Annotated in this window: 10 protein-coding genes and 7 pseudogenes; 5 read left to right on the top strand and 12 right to left on the bottom strand. The window is 43.7% G+C overall.

The window, feature by feature from the left end; genetic code table 11:
• The first annotated feature begins 1 nt into the window (after position 1).
• Positions 2-859 (top strand): universal stress protein, encoded by an 858-nt coding sequence (locus PR808_RS16220; protein WP_272539658.1) that lies wholly within the window; start codon positions 2-4, stop codon positions 857-859.
• 71 nt (positions 860-930) lie between these two features.
• Here the strand turns inward: PR808_RS16220 and PR808_RS16215 are convergent.
• The 9 genes and pseudogenes from PR808_RS16215 to PR808_RS16170 all read right to left on the bottom strand — a co-directional run bounded on the left by PR808_RS16215 (position 931) and on the right by PR808_RS16170 (position 10,101).
• Positions 931-2,931, bottom strand: a pseudogene (locus tag PR808_RS16215) (BCCT family transporter).
• Positions 2,932-3,203: 272 nt separating this feature from the next.
• Positions 3,204-4,029: pseudogene (locus tag PR808_RS20705) on the bottom strand (aminoglycoside phosphotransferase family protein).
• 76 nt (positions 4,030-4,105) lie between these two features.
• Complete coding sequence (locus PR808_RS16200) at positions 4,106-4,711, bottom strand: GrpB family protein (protein WP_254842505.1); 606 nt, start codon at positions 4,709-4,711, stop codon at positions 4,106-4,108.
• Positions 4,712-4,860: 149 nt separating this feature from the next.
• A complete protein-coding gene (locus PR808_RS16195) occupies positions 4,861-5,331 on the bottom strand; it encodes a GNAT family N-acetyltransferase (protein ID WP_142975044.1) in 471 nt (156 codons plus the stop codon).
• Positions 5,332-5,333: 2 nt separating this feature from the next.
• Positions 5,334-5,840 carry a GNAT family N-acetyltransferase gene (locus PR808_RS16190; RefSeq protein WP_272539655.1) on the bottom strand — a complete coding sequence of 169 codons (507 nt, stop codon included), beginning with the start codon at positions 5,838-5,840 and terminating at the stop codon, positions 5,334-5,336.
• A 250-nt stretch (positions 5,841-6,090) separates the two neighbouring features.
• A pseudogene (locus PR808_RS16185) lies at positions 6,091-6,627 on the bottom strand (recombinase family protein); the annotation flags it as partial.
• A gap of 35 nt (positions 6,628-6,662) precedes the next feature.
• Positions 6,663-6,812, bottom strand: a pseudogene (locus PR808_RS16180) (helix-turn-helix domain-containing protein); the annotation flags it as partial.
• A gap of 30 nt (positions 6,813-6,842) precedes the next feature.
• Positions 6,843-7,022, bottom strand: a complete 180-nt coding sequence (locus tag PR808_RS16175; protein ID WP_272539654.1) for a recombinase family protein — start codon at positions 7,020-7,022, stop codon at positions 6,843-6,845.
• A 70-nt stretch (positions 7,023-7,092) separates the two neighbouring features.
• A complete protein-coding gene (locus PR808_RS16170; RefSeq protein WP_272539653.1) occupies positions 7,093-10,101 on the bottom strand; it encodes a Tn3 family transposase in 3,009 nt (1,002 codons plus the stop codon).
• Between the two features lie 169 nt (positions 10,102-10,270).
• On the opposite strand from PR808_RS16170, the gene PR808_RS16165 reads away from it, so the two are divergent.
• Entirely contained in the window at positions 10,271-10,843 is a 573-nt protein-coding gene (locus PR808_RS16165) for a recombinase family protein (RefSeq protein WP_272539652.1), read from the top strand.
• Positions 10,844-10,913: 70 nt separating this feature from the next.
• A pseudogene (locus PR808_RS16160) lies at positions 10,914-11,227 on the top strand (Tn3 family transposase); the annotation flags it as partial.
• 55 nt (positions 11,228-11,282) lie between these two features.
• Here PR808_RS16160 and PR808_RS16155 read toward each other — a convergent pair.
• A pseudogene (locus tag PR808_RS16155) lies at positions 11,283-12,185 on the bottom strand (IS91 family transposase); the annotation flags it as partial.
• A 289-nt stretch (positions 12,186-12,474) separates the two neighbouring features.
• On the opposite strand from PR808_RS16155, the gene PR808_RS16150 reads away from it, so the two are divergent.
• Positions 12,475-12,660 carry a hypothetical protein gene (locus PR808_RS16150; protein WP_006663562.1) on the top strand — a complete coding sequence of 62 codons (186 nt, stop codon included), beginning with the start codon at positions 12,475-12,477 and terminating at the stop codon, positions 12,658-12,660.
• A 310-nt stretch (positions 12,661-12,970) separates the two neighbouring features.
• Positions 12,971-13,897: an Rpn family recombination-promoting nuclease/putative transposase gene (locus tag PR808_RS16145; RefSeq protein ID WP_272520899.1), complete on the top strand. Its 927-nt coding sequence runs from the start codon at positions 12,971-12,973 to the stop codon at positions 13,895-13,897.
• 7 nt (positions 13,898-13,904) lie between these two features.
• Here PR808_RS16145 and PR808_RS16140 read toward each other — a convergent pair whose 3' ends face one another.
• Complete coding sequence (locus PR808_RS16140) at positions 13,905-14,045, bottom strand: helix-turn-helix domain-containing protein (protein ID WP_231137044.1); 141 nt, start codon at positions 14,043-14,045, stop codon at positions 13,905-13,907.
• 26 nt (positions 14,046-14,071) lie between these two features.
• Positions 14,072-14,380 (bottom strand): annotated as a pseudogene (locus tag PR808_RS16135) (IS6 family transposase); the annotation flags it as partial.
• Positions 14,381-15,180 lie beyond the last annotated feature (800 nt).

Below are 15,180 nucleotides of genomic sequence, written 5' to 3'. Positions count from 1 at the left end.
TATGGCAGCAAATATCATTCAAAAAACTTGCGTAATTGGGTGTATAGACCGTTCGCCCTCGGCGATTGCCGTTTGTCACGCCAGTGCTTGGATAGCCCAAACACTTAATCTTCCGCTGACACTGTTACACATGAATGAAAAAATCCCAACATCGGCACACCATGACTTAAGCGGGATTATCGGATTTGACACCCGAGAAACCTTATTGAATGAACTTGTGGATATTGAAGAAAAGCGAGCGCGTTTAACCCGTGAGGAAGGTCGACAATTATTAATGAGTGCAAAAAAAATCACTCAAGATTTAGGTCTTCATGATGTTAATACACTTCAGCGGCAAGGGTCTTTAGCCGAAATGCTTAATCATGAAGATGCGCATATTGTTGTACTCGGTCGTCGAGGCGAGCAATCTGAATTAACGGGTCATATCGGCAGTCAGCTAGAGGGGATCATCCGTCTTCAAAAAAATTCAGTACTTATCTGTAAGCGAAATTTTACCCCTCCGAAAAAGATTATGATTGCGTTTGATGGCAGTGAGGAAGGTGAACGAGTCATTCTGCGGTTAACACAAGTGAAATTATTAGCCGGTAGTGATTGCTATCTGGTAATGCACGGTAACCAAGACAGTCAGCTCAAAAAAGCACAAAACCGACTTCATCAAGCCGGTATTAAGGTGAAAGTCTATTTACTTGAGGGTGCCGATAGCATCGTTGATGAGTTGTGTAACTTTGCAGTACAACACCATATTGATTTGATCATCATGGGGGCTTTTGGTCATTCGCGATTGAGGCAATTTTTTACTGGAAGTCATACGACAGAGATGATACATAAAACGCCAGTATCATTACTCATCATTCGTTAGTCTTTTCGTCTATAGTCATTATTACCAAGAGAGGTGACTCACTTTCGTCGCCTCTCTATCATAATAAGTGGCTACGATTTATCGACAATATGAATAAAATGAATGTGTTTTTCATATTGATCGAGGATATCATGAATAATCTGCGCTTCACTCCATCCCATAATATCGTAGTCTTGCCCACCTTCCTTTAAATAAACTTCAGCGCGGTAGTATTTCTGAGACTCATTATTTTCATCATCATCCATACCCACTAATGCAAAAGAAGGCGTCAAATAGTCTCGTAATCGTATTTCATAGAGGAAATTGAGGTTCTCACCAAATTGTACTTCAAGAGTCACCCTATCGTCTTTCTCATTATGGATAGCGGCCTCGGTCCCCTGCTTTTCCAACTCAGTAACGACAGACTGCATAGCCGGCTCAATCACTTCCGCCATGAAACGTTTAACTTGATTACGTTTAGGGAAAAAAGCTATTTTACGTAATCGACGTTGCCATGATAATCCCCCTCGCCCAGTGTTCGGTGCTAAGGTAGCAAGCTGTTGACTGTCTTTTTTATACACATCAATACGTAAGGCTTTTAATAATCCGACAATAGCAATCAATAAAATAATTGCAAAGGGAAGTGCGGTCGCTATCGTCATGGTTTACAATGCCGTTAATCCGCCTGCCAGTAAAAGTGTGATTGCAACAGCCCCCATCAAAAAGGCCCAAAAAATACGTTGCCAAACCGGTGTGTGTATTTCACCACCAGAGGCTAACGTATCGACAACCATGGCCCCGGAATCTGCTGATGTCACAAAAAAAACAATGACCATCAGCATAGCGACAAAAGAAAGAACAGATGAAAACGGAAAGTAATTTAAAAATTCAAATAAGGCGAGAGCAACATCTTTTTGAACGACTTGTGCCAACATTTCTGCCCCATTATCACGGATCAAATGTATGGCACTATTTCCAAAAAAAGTCATCCAAAGCAGTGTAAACCCAGCAGGAACAAACAAAACACCTGTAACAAACTCTCGAATAGTACGCCCCCGAGAGATCCTCGCAATAAACATGCCCACAAAAGGGGACCATGAAAGCCACCATCCCCAATACAATAATGTCCATCCCCCTAACCATTCGCTCGATTGCGGCTCATAGGCATAAAGATTGAAGGTTTTATTGATGATATCTGAAAGATAAGCCCCGGTATTTTGGACAAAAGATTTAAGTAACAGTACTGTCGGGCCTAAAATCCCAATTAATAATAATAATAAACCCGCTAAACTTAGGTTGAGTTCAGAGAGAATTCGTATGCCTTTATCTAAACCACTGACGACTGATAACGTCGCTAATCCCGTGATCACAACGATCAAAATTACTTGCATCGTTGGACTGACAGGAAAACCGAATAAATGCGCTAATCCTGCGTTGACTTGCAAAACACCAAATCCAAGCGAAGTTGCAACCCCAAAAACGGTGCCAACAACAGCAAAAATATCAACAGCATGTCCCATTGGGCCATAGATACGTTCACCAATGATAGGATAGAGAGCTGAACGCAATGTAAGCGGTAAGCCATGTCGATAACTAAAAAAAGCGAGAATTAAGGCGACAATGGCATAAATAGCCCAAGCATGTAAGCCCCAATGGAAAAATGTAATTTCCATTGCTTCTCTTGCAGCTTGAACAGTTTGTGGGTTTCCAACGGGGGGGGGGGCAAGATAGTGCATTACTGGCTCAGCGACCCCGAAAAACATGAGTCCAATACCCATTCCTGCTGAAAACAACATAGCAAACCAGGAAAGATAACTAAATTGCGGTTGAGCATGATCTGGACCGAGTTTGATTTGGCCAAATCGAGAGAGTCCTAAATAGGCAACAGTCAATAAAATCAATGCGACAGCTAGAATATAAAACCAACTGGCATTCTCAAAAAGTTGAGCTTATAAGGATTTTAACAAAATTTCAGAACGTTTAGGAAAAATAGCGGCTACTGCAACGACGCATAAAATAATAAAGGCAGAAACAAAAAAAACGGGCGGATTTATTTTCCCCCACCTTCTTGTTTTTTTTGATGATAATGGCATTCTATTTCCTTTTAAATGAGTACAAATCATTATCATAAATTGAGAATGATAACGTTATATAATCGAATTTAAACATTATTTCACAAGTTACTTGATTATTAAAATGTAACTTTCTGTATTATTTAATGTGCCTTTATTAAGAAATATATAGCCTTATAGGTTAGTAAAATGCTTAATTTCACTATAACTACCATAGTTGAATTCTAATTATTTATTTAACCTAATAGGGGTCAGTTTGGATATCGAAAATTATTGTACGTTACGGCTGATTTTTAATCGCAAAAGTTAACCTTAACTTCCAGTTCAGATAGTGCCAGCTCTGCTATTTTCGTTGTAACAGTGACCGGGTCGTTACTTTCCAAAGACCAAGCCGCGGATAATCCACACCATGCGCAGATCCACATCAGCAGCCTCTCTCTGTCCAGACCGGCAGTTTCGGTCACGATATTAAGTCGTTGTTTAAATATTTCCGGGACAACGGCTATTCCAGAAGCTGGATTACCAAGGTCCGGATTTGTGAAAATATTGGCATAGTCGAACCCTCGCTCACCTTTTAAGCCTTTCGGGTCAATTGCCAGCCAACCAGATGACCCAAAATCAAGGACGTTAGCGTGATGCAAATCGCCATGTAGCGTGGTCACATCATGCGGCGAAGATAGCAGATCTTCAGATATTTCTGCGCACTGTTTCAGAATCCCCCCCATATATCCGGGCGACTGGTTTAAGGGCGTGGAACCAGTCATGAAGAGAAGTAAGTTGTGGTATTGGCTGTTTCTGACCTATGTGCAACTGGTTTGCTGTAAGGCACAGAATACGGCAAGCCTCTGTGTCCTGACCTTCTCTGGACATCGTGGACAGAGATGCGGGCCCCGTGGCACGCTCCAGAAGAATTGCCTCATTTTCATGGGAAATTACTGGGGCAGCTCCACGTCCTCCCCACCATGCCATAAGTGCATTACCTCTTTGTTCTTCCAGGTCATCGATAATTTTTAGCATCGCTTTTATGCCATCGGTTGATGTTTTAACCGGGAGGAGTTGTGATGTATGGGTTACATATCGTGGAGAACTCGCAGTGCAGCCTGGATCATAAGACACCAGGCAGTGCTAAATCGGATAATCATGGCGGGCTGATCGTCCAGATATGAAATATACGGCTGGATTATCTATGGATACGCTATGCGTCTTCACTATCTAAATAACCAAGAGATTGGAAAATTTTTCTATAAATATCATGAACTACTCTCTTTTTATTTTCATGATATTTTGCGATATCTACGCTACAACCTTGCACTGCCTCAAGCTTTGCATTCGCGTACCGCAGACAGTCATCTTCTGACTGCCTAAGCCAATCTCGGAAAAGCAAATGCCGAGCTGTTTCAGGGGTGTCCTGAGTAAAAATATGTAGATTAACTCTAGGATTTTCATAATGAAAAAGACGATGACCATGGAAGCGGGGTTCACGAACAATTAGTCTAAACCCAAGGTTTTCAAGCGCTAATAAATATATTTCTTCATCTGCAGCATCGGCAACCGTCACGTCAATATCAATAACGGGTTTAGCGGTCAGACCAGGTACTGCCGTTGAACCCACATGATCAATTTTTAGTAGATTCGAACCTAATTTATTCTTAATTTTAGATTCCAATGCTTCATATATTTCCGGCCACGACGGATCATAAGCAACGACCGCAACATTCTCAATCGGCGGTACACCATTAACAAAGTAGCTATCCTGAGGATCGATGACATAATGCTCCATCATCTCTTTTGTGCTAACCATGAACTGATACCCATAGATCATTCAAATTATGAACGATAGTATATGGCTCCTTTTATTTTAGGAAACGGAAAATATTGTATTTTAAGTTTTTTTTGTACTAACTGACATCAACTGGTCGTAAAGGACGATTCTTCCTTTCAATTAGCTCTTTATGGCTTCAAGAGTTTTTTTCGCATCAATGCATTTTGCAATACTACGCCACGGCGAACAGGAAAACCTCGCTCCACTACGTGAAAACCGTGTCGTAGAAAGAATGCTTCTGCTGCCTTACTTACATTTGACGTAAGTTCACAAACGCCCAGTTGTCTGGCTTTTTCATGAATGGTATTCATCAATAGTGTCCCTACTCCCTGTCTGGGATAGGTTCCCGATACAAAGAAGTGATCGATGTATCCATTCAGCTGGACGTCTGCGTATCCCGCTATTTCGCCATCCACCTCAACGATAAATGGCCGCAATTCCCTCATGTAGTTGCCCCATTGTTCCGGGTCCATATCTGGAGAAGCCCAAGCCTCTATTTGCTCATGTGTATAGTAGTGCGACGCGATGTGACGTACAGAGGATAAAAATACATTGAGCAAAGCAATTTCGTCACCATCTACGAATCTTCGTAGTTCCATAATTACCTCATACACGACAATGTTCTGTTGCCTTTAGCATTGAGCCTTATACTCAGAACAATCATTTTCGATAAATCTGCTTTGACTTGACGAGGAAAATCTTTACTCCCTATATCTGAAAAACCCCATTTATAATACGCATTCCTTGCTGCTGTTGCTGACTCCATTACATCAAGCCACATATGCGTAAGCTCAAGTTCACTCGCATGTTCTTGTGCTGCATTCAGCAGTTGCATGCCAATCCCCATCTTTTGGCTACCTGGAAGTAGGTAAATCCTCGAAATTTCTGCACCGCTAATATCATGTGTAACTGGATTTTCCGAATTTATTAACATTGTTAGAAAACCAACAATTTTACCCGATATTTCGGCAACCCATACCCTTGAGTTATCTCGTTGTAACAGTACCAAAAATGCTGATTTACTAAAAGTATCGAGTTGATGAGCTAGAGCAACGCAGTCACTCCACAGGTAATGGTATGCCGCAGCATAAGCGGCAGGACCAACCACACCCAATGTCTCAGCATCATGTGCAGATGCTCTCCTAATTGTTACTAATCTGTTCAATCTATCCCTCCCCATCTGGGGGAATTTGTATGCAGTGGTCAACAAAAATTGGCCACGGTTTTAGAGTTTTCCAAAATAATCGTTCTGATTCATTCGGCATTGGATAGCCTGTTACCATGATGTAAATCTACAAATGGAGCGCCATCTGGAATGAGTTCCCAGTGACTCAGCCAGGGTTTGAATTTGTATTTATTCATAATCCTTTATCTTCCTGTCGGTAAAGGGACTGTATACGGCAGACTTGTGAACGACTATAGCCCGTAGCTTCAGCTGTTTCCTGAATGCTCAGCTTCTTAGTCTGCCGATAGTAGAGGACTTTCTGGTGACGCTCCAGATCGGCCTGCTTACCCCGGTATTTACCCTGCGTATGGGCCCGTTCAATTCCCTGTTTTTGGCGCTGGCGACGGCTCAGCCAGTCCTTATGAGACATCGCGGCCATCAGGTCGATAAGCATGTTATTGATGGCGGTTATCACTGCGCGGGTGATTGGATCAGCCTGCGAAGGATCTTTATCTGACAGCGCCTGCCATGATGTGGGGACATCCAGGCTGACAATCCGCAGCTCGTGTTGTTCTATCTGTTTTTTCAGCGTCATCCAGTCGCTGTTACTCAGACGGGTCAGTCGGTCTATCTGCTCGACCAGTAAAATATCATTGTGGTGACTGTCCATCAGTAAGCGTCCCAGCTCTGGACGGTCAAGTTTTGTACCGCTGATATTCTCCCGGTAGTAACGGGGTTTGAAGCCCAACCGTGCGAAAACGTACGCTAAGTACATTTATTGACCATTATTGCTGACTCTATGTATTTGTACAGCGTTGGCTTCGATACTCCCATCAATACACAAATCTGCGCAACAGTATGTTTTTTATCGTTATAAAGTTGAACTGCCAGAGCCTGTTTATCCTTGCTTAGTGTTTTCGGCCTACCGCCCTTACGTCCCCTAGCTCATGCAGCCTGAAGTCCGGCCTGTGTTCTCTCTCTTGTCAGGTTACGTTCAAATTCTGCCAGTGCCCCAAAAAGATGACATATCAGCATTCCGGAACTGGAGGTAGTATCAATCGATTCCTGAATACTTTTTAAACCGATACCGTTCGACTCCAGATGTTTAAGGGGTCTGAAGCCCAATCGTACGAAAACGTACGCTAAGTACGTTTTTTATACAATTACGAATTATGGCCTCACTCAAATATGACCGTCACAGCGGCCATTCATCAGTTTCTTCCGCTTGTTTCAGTGGTCTAAGTTGACCTTTTGTTACCTGCTCTGCAAGCGTGAATGTGTAGTGCCCCAACATGTTTATATGCGCATGTCTCAGTGGCGAAAGCCTGGCTTCTTCCTCTTCATTGGTGGTTTCACCTTCATTGCGCAAATGATCTAACGCAGCTTGTATGTAGATGGTATTCCAGAGAACAACTGCGTTGGTCACCAACCCTAGCGCACCCAACTGATCCTCCTGCCCGTCCTGATAGCGTTTTCTGATTTCACCTTTTTGTCCATGACAGATGGCTCTGGCGACGGCGTGTCGGCTTTCTCCCCTGTTGAGTTGAGTCAAAATGCGGCGCCGATAATCTTCATCATCAATATAGTTAAGTAAATACAACGTTTTATTTATTTTTCCCGCTTCTATAATCGCCTGCGTCAGACCTGAAGGCCGATCGCTGCTCAACAATGAACGGATCGCCACTGAGGCCCTGATTTTCCCCAGAGTCAGAGAACCGGCCATACGCATCATGTCATCCCAGTGCTGCTCTATCTTCCGCGTATTGGCAGTGTTACGGGCAAGATCATTCAGTACGCCATAATCCGCCTCTTTATCCACGCGCCAGAATACTGAAGCGCCTGCATCCGTTAGACGTGGAGAAAACTGATAGCCCAATAACCAGAAAAGGCCAAAAATCAAGTCACTGGAGCCCGCTGTATCCGTCATTATTTCCGTTGGATTTAACCCGGTTTGCTGCTCCAGTAGCCCTTCCAGTACAAAGATGGAATCCCTTAACGTGCCAGGAACGACAACGCCATGAAATCCGGAGTACTGATCTGAAATGAAGTTGTACCAGGTGATCCCTCGACTGGAGCCAAAATATTTTCGATTAGGGCCAGAATGCACCGTTCGCACCGGAGCAATAAACCGCATGCCGTCAGCAGAGGCTACCTCACCACCGCCCCATTTTTGAGCAAGAGGCAGAGTAGATTGATAATCAACCAGTCTGGCGTTTGCTTTGACCAACGTTTCTGCCCTGAGATAATTTTGCTTGGTCCAGCTCAGACGGTAACGGGTCAGCGCCGGAATATTGGGGCGAATAAAGGGGTCTATGCCAATATTACAGGCTTCAGCCAGCAATACTGCACAGATACTGACGGTCAGATCATCCATACGTGCGCCCGCTTCGCTTGCATGAGTAAACTCATCTACAAATCCTGTATGCGCATTAATTTCAAGAAGGAGTTCTGTCAGATCGACAACTGGTAGCAGATCAGATATACGTTTTGAGAGTAACTTCAGCGTTGGCGGCTCATCCAGTCCGTTCAGATGAGCAATGGTCAGCTTAGTGCGTTTGCCTGTAAAATCCAGCGAAACAGCCTGATTATCGGAAAAATTTTTGGCAACCTGCCAGTAAACTGTGTCGAGTTGCCGGGTAAGCGCGTTGACAGCCTCTACGGCGTTAAGGGGATGTCCGAGGGAGCGATACACCTGCACTCTGTTGGTGTGCCAGTCCTGCCCCTGGAGAAGTTTAGCCCGCGGATCACCCCAGCGTTCGCACTGTACGACGTAAATATCCCGTCGCCGCAGACTGTCCTGTAACTTATTCATAACACAGAGAGTATAGCCCTGCCGGGATAAATGTCCGTCTTTGCCATAGCAAAGTCGCTTCCAGGGACCGGTAATTATTGCCCCCGGTGCATCATCAATATGCTGTCTTCGGGTTGACCGGATCGCCGCAAGATAGCGTATAGCTTCCAGCGTAGTTTCACCTGCCGGAGCAGCGCTGAATTCAATATTTTCCAGCAAACAGGGAAGAAAACGGCGGACTCTGCCATATTGTTCCACCATTTCATCATGAAAGTTGGCATTCGGAGGGCGGGCAATAGCGTTTATAAATGTTATGGTATCGGCCAGCCTGGTCGGAGGGAATTTTTTAAATATTGTCGAGCGTAGCAGTTCACTGTCGATATTTTCATCCAGAAGCACCGAGCAGATATGTGCCAGTTCTAACGCTGATTTATCAAGATCTTTCAGTGTCCTCAGGCGTTTTTTCTGCCCAATTTTTTTCGCCTCCCGGCCGATATCAGCAATGACTCCATCCAGAACGTCTAGTGCGTCATCCAGTGCCGAAACTTCGCAGGAACGGACAAACGCAACCAGCATAGCTATTCGTCTTGCGGGAGGCATCCGAGCTATTTTGTACACTGAAATCATCTCAGCATACCGTGCGAGCGCATTGAAACGGACCGGAGGAATACCGGTAAAGTCGAGATCCTGCATACCAAATGCTTTCAGTTTCAGGTAGCGCGCGACGGCCTGATTAAATGCTGGGCCGCTGATGGCAACAGGACCTTTTCTTAACTGTTCAAAACGTGAAGTGCGCACTCCATCAGGCACCTGTAACAGTTCTTCAAGTGATGAGCACTGTTCGCCCGATGCCAGTCCCGAAAGACGTGACCAGAGTCTGTCTGCTGATTTTTCTCGAATTTCCGATATCAGGCGAGTCAATGTGGTTACGCCAGGCAATAGTATTTTGTTTTGCAGGAGCCAGCTGGTAGCCAGATCGAAAAGCTGCCCCGGTCGGTCGTTGCTAAGCCAGCTGCGGGTGAACAGTAAACGGCTCAGCCTGAAGGTCCATGGCCAGGCAAAATCACGATAACCGTACTGACGTCGTACTAGTGCCTGATGTTCTCGCAATGTGGTTTCTCTTCTGGAATATTCAGAAAGAACACCTATATCAGATATTCCCAGTTGTCGTGCAACAAACCACTGTACGTTAGCCGGAATTGATGACAGGTTATGAGGCCATTTGCCAAGAAAACGAACACATCCAATCAGCAATGCCACTGCAAGACGATTTGTCCTGCCGCGGCGATTGTTAATGAAATCTATATCAGCTTCATCCAGCAGAAAAAAGCGGGCCAACTGAACATCATTAGGTTCACCGGAAAACTGACCATAGCTGGCCCGTTGTTCGGCATTTAAAAAATCGGCGGGCAAAATAGCCTCCCTAGCAAAGTAAAAAAAACGGTCGTTTTCTTTACTTTACTCCCTCGTTTAAACTCAAAACGAAAAGACTGAATAATTGGTGTTAATATACCCAGTAAAGAAATCAATGTTAATATTTAATTATAATTAACGAGTATATTGCCATATTGGGGATGAAATTATGCTAATCGGATACGCCCGTGTCTCAACCGATGACCAGAATCTGGATTTGCAGCGGGATGCACTTCAAACGACAGGGTGCGGAAAAATATTCGAAGACCAAATCAGTGGAGCCAAAGTTGAACGCCCAGGGCTTCAGGCTGCTCTCCACTTTGCTCGGCCCGGAGACATCCTGGTGATTTGGCGACTGGATCGTTTGAGCCGTTCCCTGAAAGACTTAATTGAGATGGTTAAACATCTGGAGTCGAACGGTATCGGTTTAAAAAGTATTCAGGAATCGATTGATACTACCTCCAGTTCCGGAATGCTGATATTTCATCTTTTTGGGGCACTGGCAGAATTTGAACGTAACCTGACAAGAGAGAGAACACAGGCCGGACTTCAGGCTGCACGAGCCAGGGGACGTAAGGGCGGTAGGCCGAAAACACTAAGTCAGGATAAACAGGCTCTGGCAGTTCAACTCTATAACGATAAAAAACATACTGTTGCGCAGATTTGTGTATTGATGGGAGTATCGAAGCCAACGCTGTACAAATACATAGAGTCAGCAATAATGGTCAATAAATGTACTTAGCGTACGTTTGCGCACGGTTGGGCTTCAAACCCCGTTACCTATAAACAGAGTAAATGCGTTCAAACTCGTAGCGCAGAGGGCGATTTTCTGCAGAGATCGGACGCTGTTTATGCTGGACTGATTTTGCGATAAAGGCTTAGGCCGATGCATACAGGCGGGGCTGAATAAGGGTGAGGCCCTTGGGCGAGCATCCTTCATGCACCGGCTGAATGAAATCAGGGATCTGGGGGTGGGAGGATCAGCGTTACCACGCCACCGGCGCTGACACTACATACGGCGGCGATAACACTCTGGAATACAGTTTATATAGAAAGAACCATTGAGCCGCTTAAGCAAAAAGGAGTCCCTGTTAATGAACTGCTGGTCTCTCATCCTTCTCCACTGCTGTACAAAATATAGTCTTAGCGTGGGATAATTTCCGTTTTCCAAGCGGCCCCCTGATATAACGCCATAGCATCTCTTCCTGAGTGAGCCGTTGAATACGATGCCGCTGTGTTCGATGGTCAAAGTAATGATGGACCACGGCTCCGCCGGTGTAATGACGCAATTTTGAGGCGGCAATCGGTGGGCGTTTTAAGTAACGGCCGAGATAATTGACGTTTTGTCGGGGATTTCGAGTCTTTTTCGCAAAGTGAATTTTCCAGCGGCGCTGGAATTGGGCCTCAAGAAACTGGCACCACTCACGATAATCACGGATATGTGGGTAGCTTGCGGTGGGTAAATTCAGTGAAGGATAATTTTTTCGTAGCAAGTTGATGACGGCCTGACGCCAGTAACGCTCAACGATTTTCTTTTTGAAGAAGATAGGGCGCCAGATACCGTGTTTGTGACACAGCCCACCGCGAGTCACCGATAAATGGATATGAGGATGTTGATTGAGTTGGCGACCGTAAGTGTGAAGGGCGACAAACAAGCCGATTTCGATGCTGAGTTTTTTCGCCCATTTCAGCAGGGTATTGGCAGCGCAGGCAAAAAGTTGATTAAGTAGCGGCCAGTTGTTGGTAAAAGCAGACCAGAGTTTATCAGGCATGGTGAAGGTGATGTGCTGCCATTCACAGTCAGGGAGAACATGTTGTTGCTGGGCAATCCATTGCTCCGTGGCCTTCATGCCACAGGCACTGCAACCTTTACTTTTGCAACTTTGGCAGAAATACTTTGTGTGCGAGCAGGCAGGTGAGGCACAGCAATACCGGCGAATGCCCATGGCACTGGTCCCGCAAGCGAGCACGCGCTCAATGACGAGTTTAGTCCACTCAGGAATGGAATGGCCATTTTTAATGAGTAGCTGATCCCATCCATCATCAATTTGGAAAAGAAGTTTTGCGGGTCGAGGTATGTGCATTGAGGGATTATAGCGAGCGATGAAGCCTGAATAAAGCTTTACTCTTACAGAGCCTTAGCTCCCACCGTAGGTGGGCAACTGTTCTTGAGGTAAAATTCGGGGGTTAGCCTTAAGAAAAGCCGCTTTATTGCCTCTATCACATCCATAAACGGCTTCAATATAGTCAATCAATTTCATGTTAATTAACACTCTTGTTTATATGCAAATGTGTTTATATCATAATGTCGGCATGATTTATAGCGTAAGATCCGATAATATCGGCATAACACATCAGTCAGAAGAGTTAAGTGTGTTTATCATTTTAATGACGACACAAGTTATTGTGTTTTGCTTGATGTTATTTGTGTATCTGCGTTCACGTCTTCATGGTGGGTCAGATAAATATTTAAACACATTAGTCTTTTGTTTTATTTTATTGACCGTGACACTCATCATCACCCAATCGCCAGCCCCACGCTTATGGAATGAAATGTAAAGCCAATCCCTTGAATGGTTTGTCGTTTAGACGTTAATGGTTGTCAAATTAGCTTAATATCATGACTATTTAGCAAATAGTGTTAACATTTTTCGTGATTGGATTGACATCCTGACCTGGACGAAAATAAGTGTGATTTTTCATTTATCGTCCATGAATTCACTAATTTATTGAAATAATGACATTAAATTGATTGAATGGGTGGGCGAAAAGGCCAATTCGACTTAACGTGAACATGAAAAGTCGAAAAACAGACAGAAAATCGATTCTGCGCTATGATGCACAGTCTTTAGTGAAGAGTGAGTGAATAATGAAACCTAAGCACACGCCGACGGCACATGATGCGGCTTTTAAAGGGTTTATGACGCAAGTGGAGAATGCGCGGGACTTTTTTGATATCCACTTGCCCGAGCACATTAAATCACTGTGTGATTTTAGTACCTTGACCCTGACAAACTCCTCGTTTATTGATAAACAATTACGCTCACGCTTATCGGATGTGCTCTATTCGGTACAAACGACGGAGGGGGAAGGATATGTCTATTTGGTTCTGGAACACCAATCGACGCCTGATAAACTCATGGCTTGGCGACTTATTCACTATGCCTTCTTAGCCATGAATCAGCACCTTCAGCAAGGCCATAAAACACTCCCGTTAGTGATCCCCGTGCTGTTTTATCACGGTGGCCGTTCGCCCTACCCCTATTCCCAATTGTGGACCGATTGTTTTTCGTTACCGGATATGGCCTATGAATTGTATACTCAACCGTTCCCGTTGGTTGATGTGACGGTAATTGATGATAATGAATTGGTGAATCATCGCAAAGTGGCTGTGATGGAGCTGGCGATGAAGCACAAATATTTACGGGATAAATTTGACACGATTATCCCCCTATTGGCACAAGCGATGGATCAACAGTATAATAGTGATAATGACATCGTGACGATGCTTAATTACCTGTTTATTACGCTGGACTCCCCCAACTTTGAACATATTGTCCAGCAATTGAGTGAACAGGCAGAAAGACACAAGGAGGCAATTATGAATATTGCACAACGCTTGCAAGACAAAGGCGAGAAAATCGGCTGGGAAAAAGGCCGTGAAGAAGGCCGCGAAGAAGGTATGCGGGAAGCTAAAATTACAATGGCTCGTAACTTGCTTAAAAATGGGGTTAGCCTTGATCTTATTGTTGAGAGTACCGGTTTAAGCCGTGAAGAGCTCATTTCCCTTCAGTAGTATTACCCTATTCCTTAGTCATTTTTGTGCTTAACGCAAACGTCGCTAGCTCAATGAGTTTAGCGATGTTTTGTGCTTTTTCATAACGTTTGTAACTTCGCACACTTACGCCCAGTTCTTCAGCTGCGCGTTCCTGATCCCAATTCATTCCTCGTCGCCACAATTTCAATTCAAATCCAGCGTATTCCCTTTACTATCAACTGCACGGTATAGATATGCCCATTTTCCATTGATTTTTATATAAGTTTCATCAAGGTGCCAGGTTCGGGCACCGGTTGAATTATGCCAATACCATCGGAGTTTCTTGTCCATTTGTGGTGCACAGCGCTGAACCCAACGATAGACTGAGGTGTGCTCCACATTTACTCCACGCTCGGTCAGCATTTCCTGCAGCTCATGGTAACTGATGCCGTACTTACAGTACCAACGTACCGCCCACAGGATGATAATGCCAGTGAAATGGCGACCTTTAAATGCATTCATGAAGTAAGCTTCCATCGCGGGCTGGTTAACTTAGCATAAGAGGTCATTCAAACTTTGCAACAGTGCCCCAAATCATCGGGCTAATATCGCGAATAGTCACTTTGACCTTATAGACAGACATTATTCCTCCTTTGTCACAATTAATACGAGAACGATCATACTAATTGATTAAAGGGATACCCCTCACTTTTTTATGCTCTCCTAATTAAGAGATGATCCCAAATGATGGAGAACGGTATCGTTATGGTGAACCTATTTCAACGGCATTTGTGAGATTGACGGTGAATAAAGTTATTACAAATTGGATAGTGAAAAACAGTAAGTGCAATAGCGCTAAGAAGGTATTCATTATTTTAAATGATGAATAAGAAAATTTTTTTAACCGTTGGTATCCTAAACTGAATAACGTTGATTTGGATACTATGCCATCGTAAAAATATTCCTCGTTTTTTTGTGCTTCCTCTGTGTGTCAATTTTTGATTATTGTGATTTGGTTTTCACGATTAAACTATCGAATTCATTTTTTATAGAAGTTAAAAAAAATTTTTTTAAATGTTTGAGTAATATATTGAGTGAAAAATAGTCATAAATTGACAGTGTTATTATTGCGTCATGAGCATTAGTACAAAAATTAGGGCTCATAAATTAAAATAAAGAAAGTAATAAAAATATTGCCGATCATAATTTGATTAATCCAATGGTATTAAAAAACACGAACATTCATTAATTGTAACAAAACCATGTAAATAATATGTGATTTTTTAATGTATTGATTTTATTGTTTTTTATTTTAAGGGGTG

This window comes from Providencia sp. PROV197 (assembly GCF_028479625.1).
GTDB lineage: Bacteria > Pseudomonadota > Gammaproteobacteria > Enterobacterales > Enterobacteriaceae > Providencia > Providencia vermicola.
Note: the sequence above shows the minus strand (reverse complement) of the source record. Positions and strands in the feature narration are given on the sequence as shown.

Excerpts from the sequence above, each read along its gene's own strand:
- PR808_RS16140 (WP_231137044.1), bottom strand. The coding sequence starts at position 14,045 with ATGAATTGGGATCAGGAACGCGCAGCTGAAGAACTGGGCGTAAGTGTG.
- PR808_RS16195 (WP_142975044.1), bottom strand. The coding sequence starts at position 5,331 with ATGGAACTACGAAGATTCGTAGATGGTGACGAAATTGCTTTGCTCAAT.
- PR808_RS16165 (WP_272539652.1), top strand. The coding sequence starts at position 10,271 with ATGCTAATCGGATACGCCCGTGTCTCAACCGATGACCAGAATCTGGAT.
- PR808_RS16220 (WP_272539658.1), top strand. The coding sequence starts at position 2 with ATGGCAGCAAATATCATTCAAAAAACTTGCGTAATTGGGTGTATAGAC.
- PR808_RS16145 (WP_272520899.1), top strand. The coding sequence starts at position 12,971 with ATGAAACCTAAGCACACGCCGACGGCACATGATGCGGCTTTTAAAGGG.
- PR808_RS16200 (WP_254842505.1), bottom strand. The coding sequence starts at position 4,711 with ATGGTTAGCACAAAAGAGATGATGGAGCATTATGTCATCGATCCTCAG.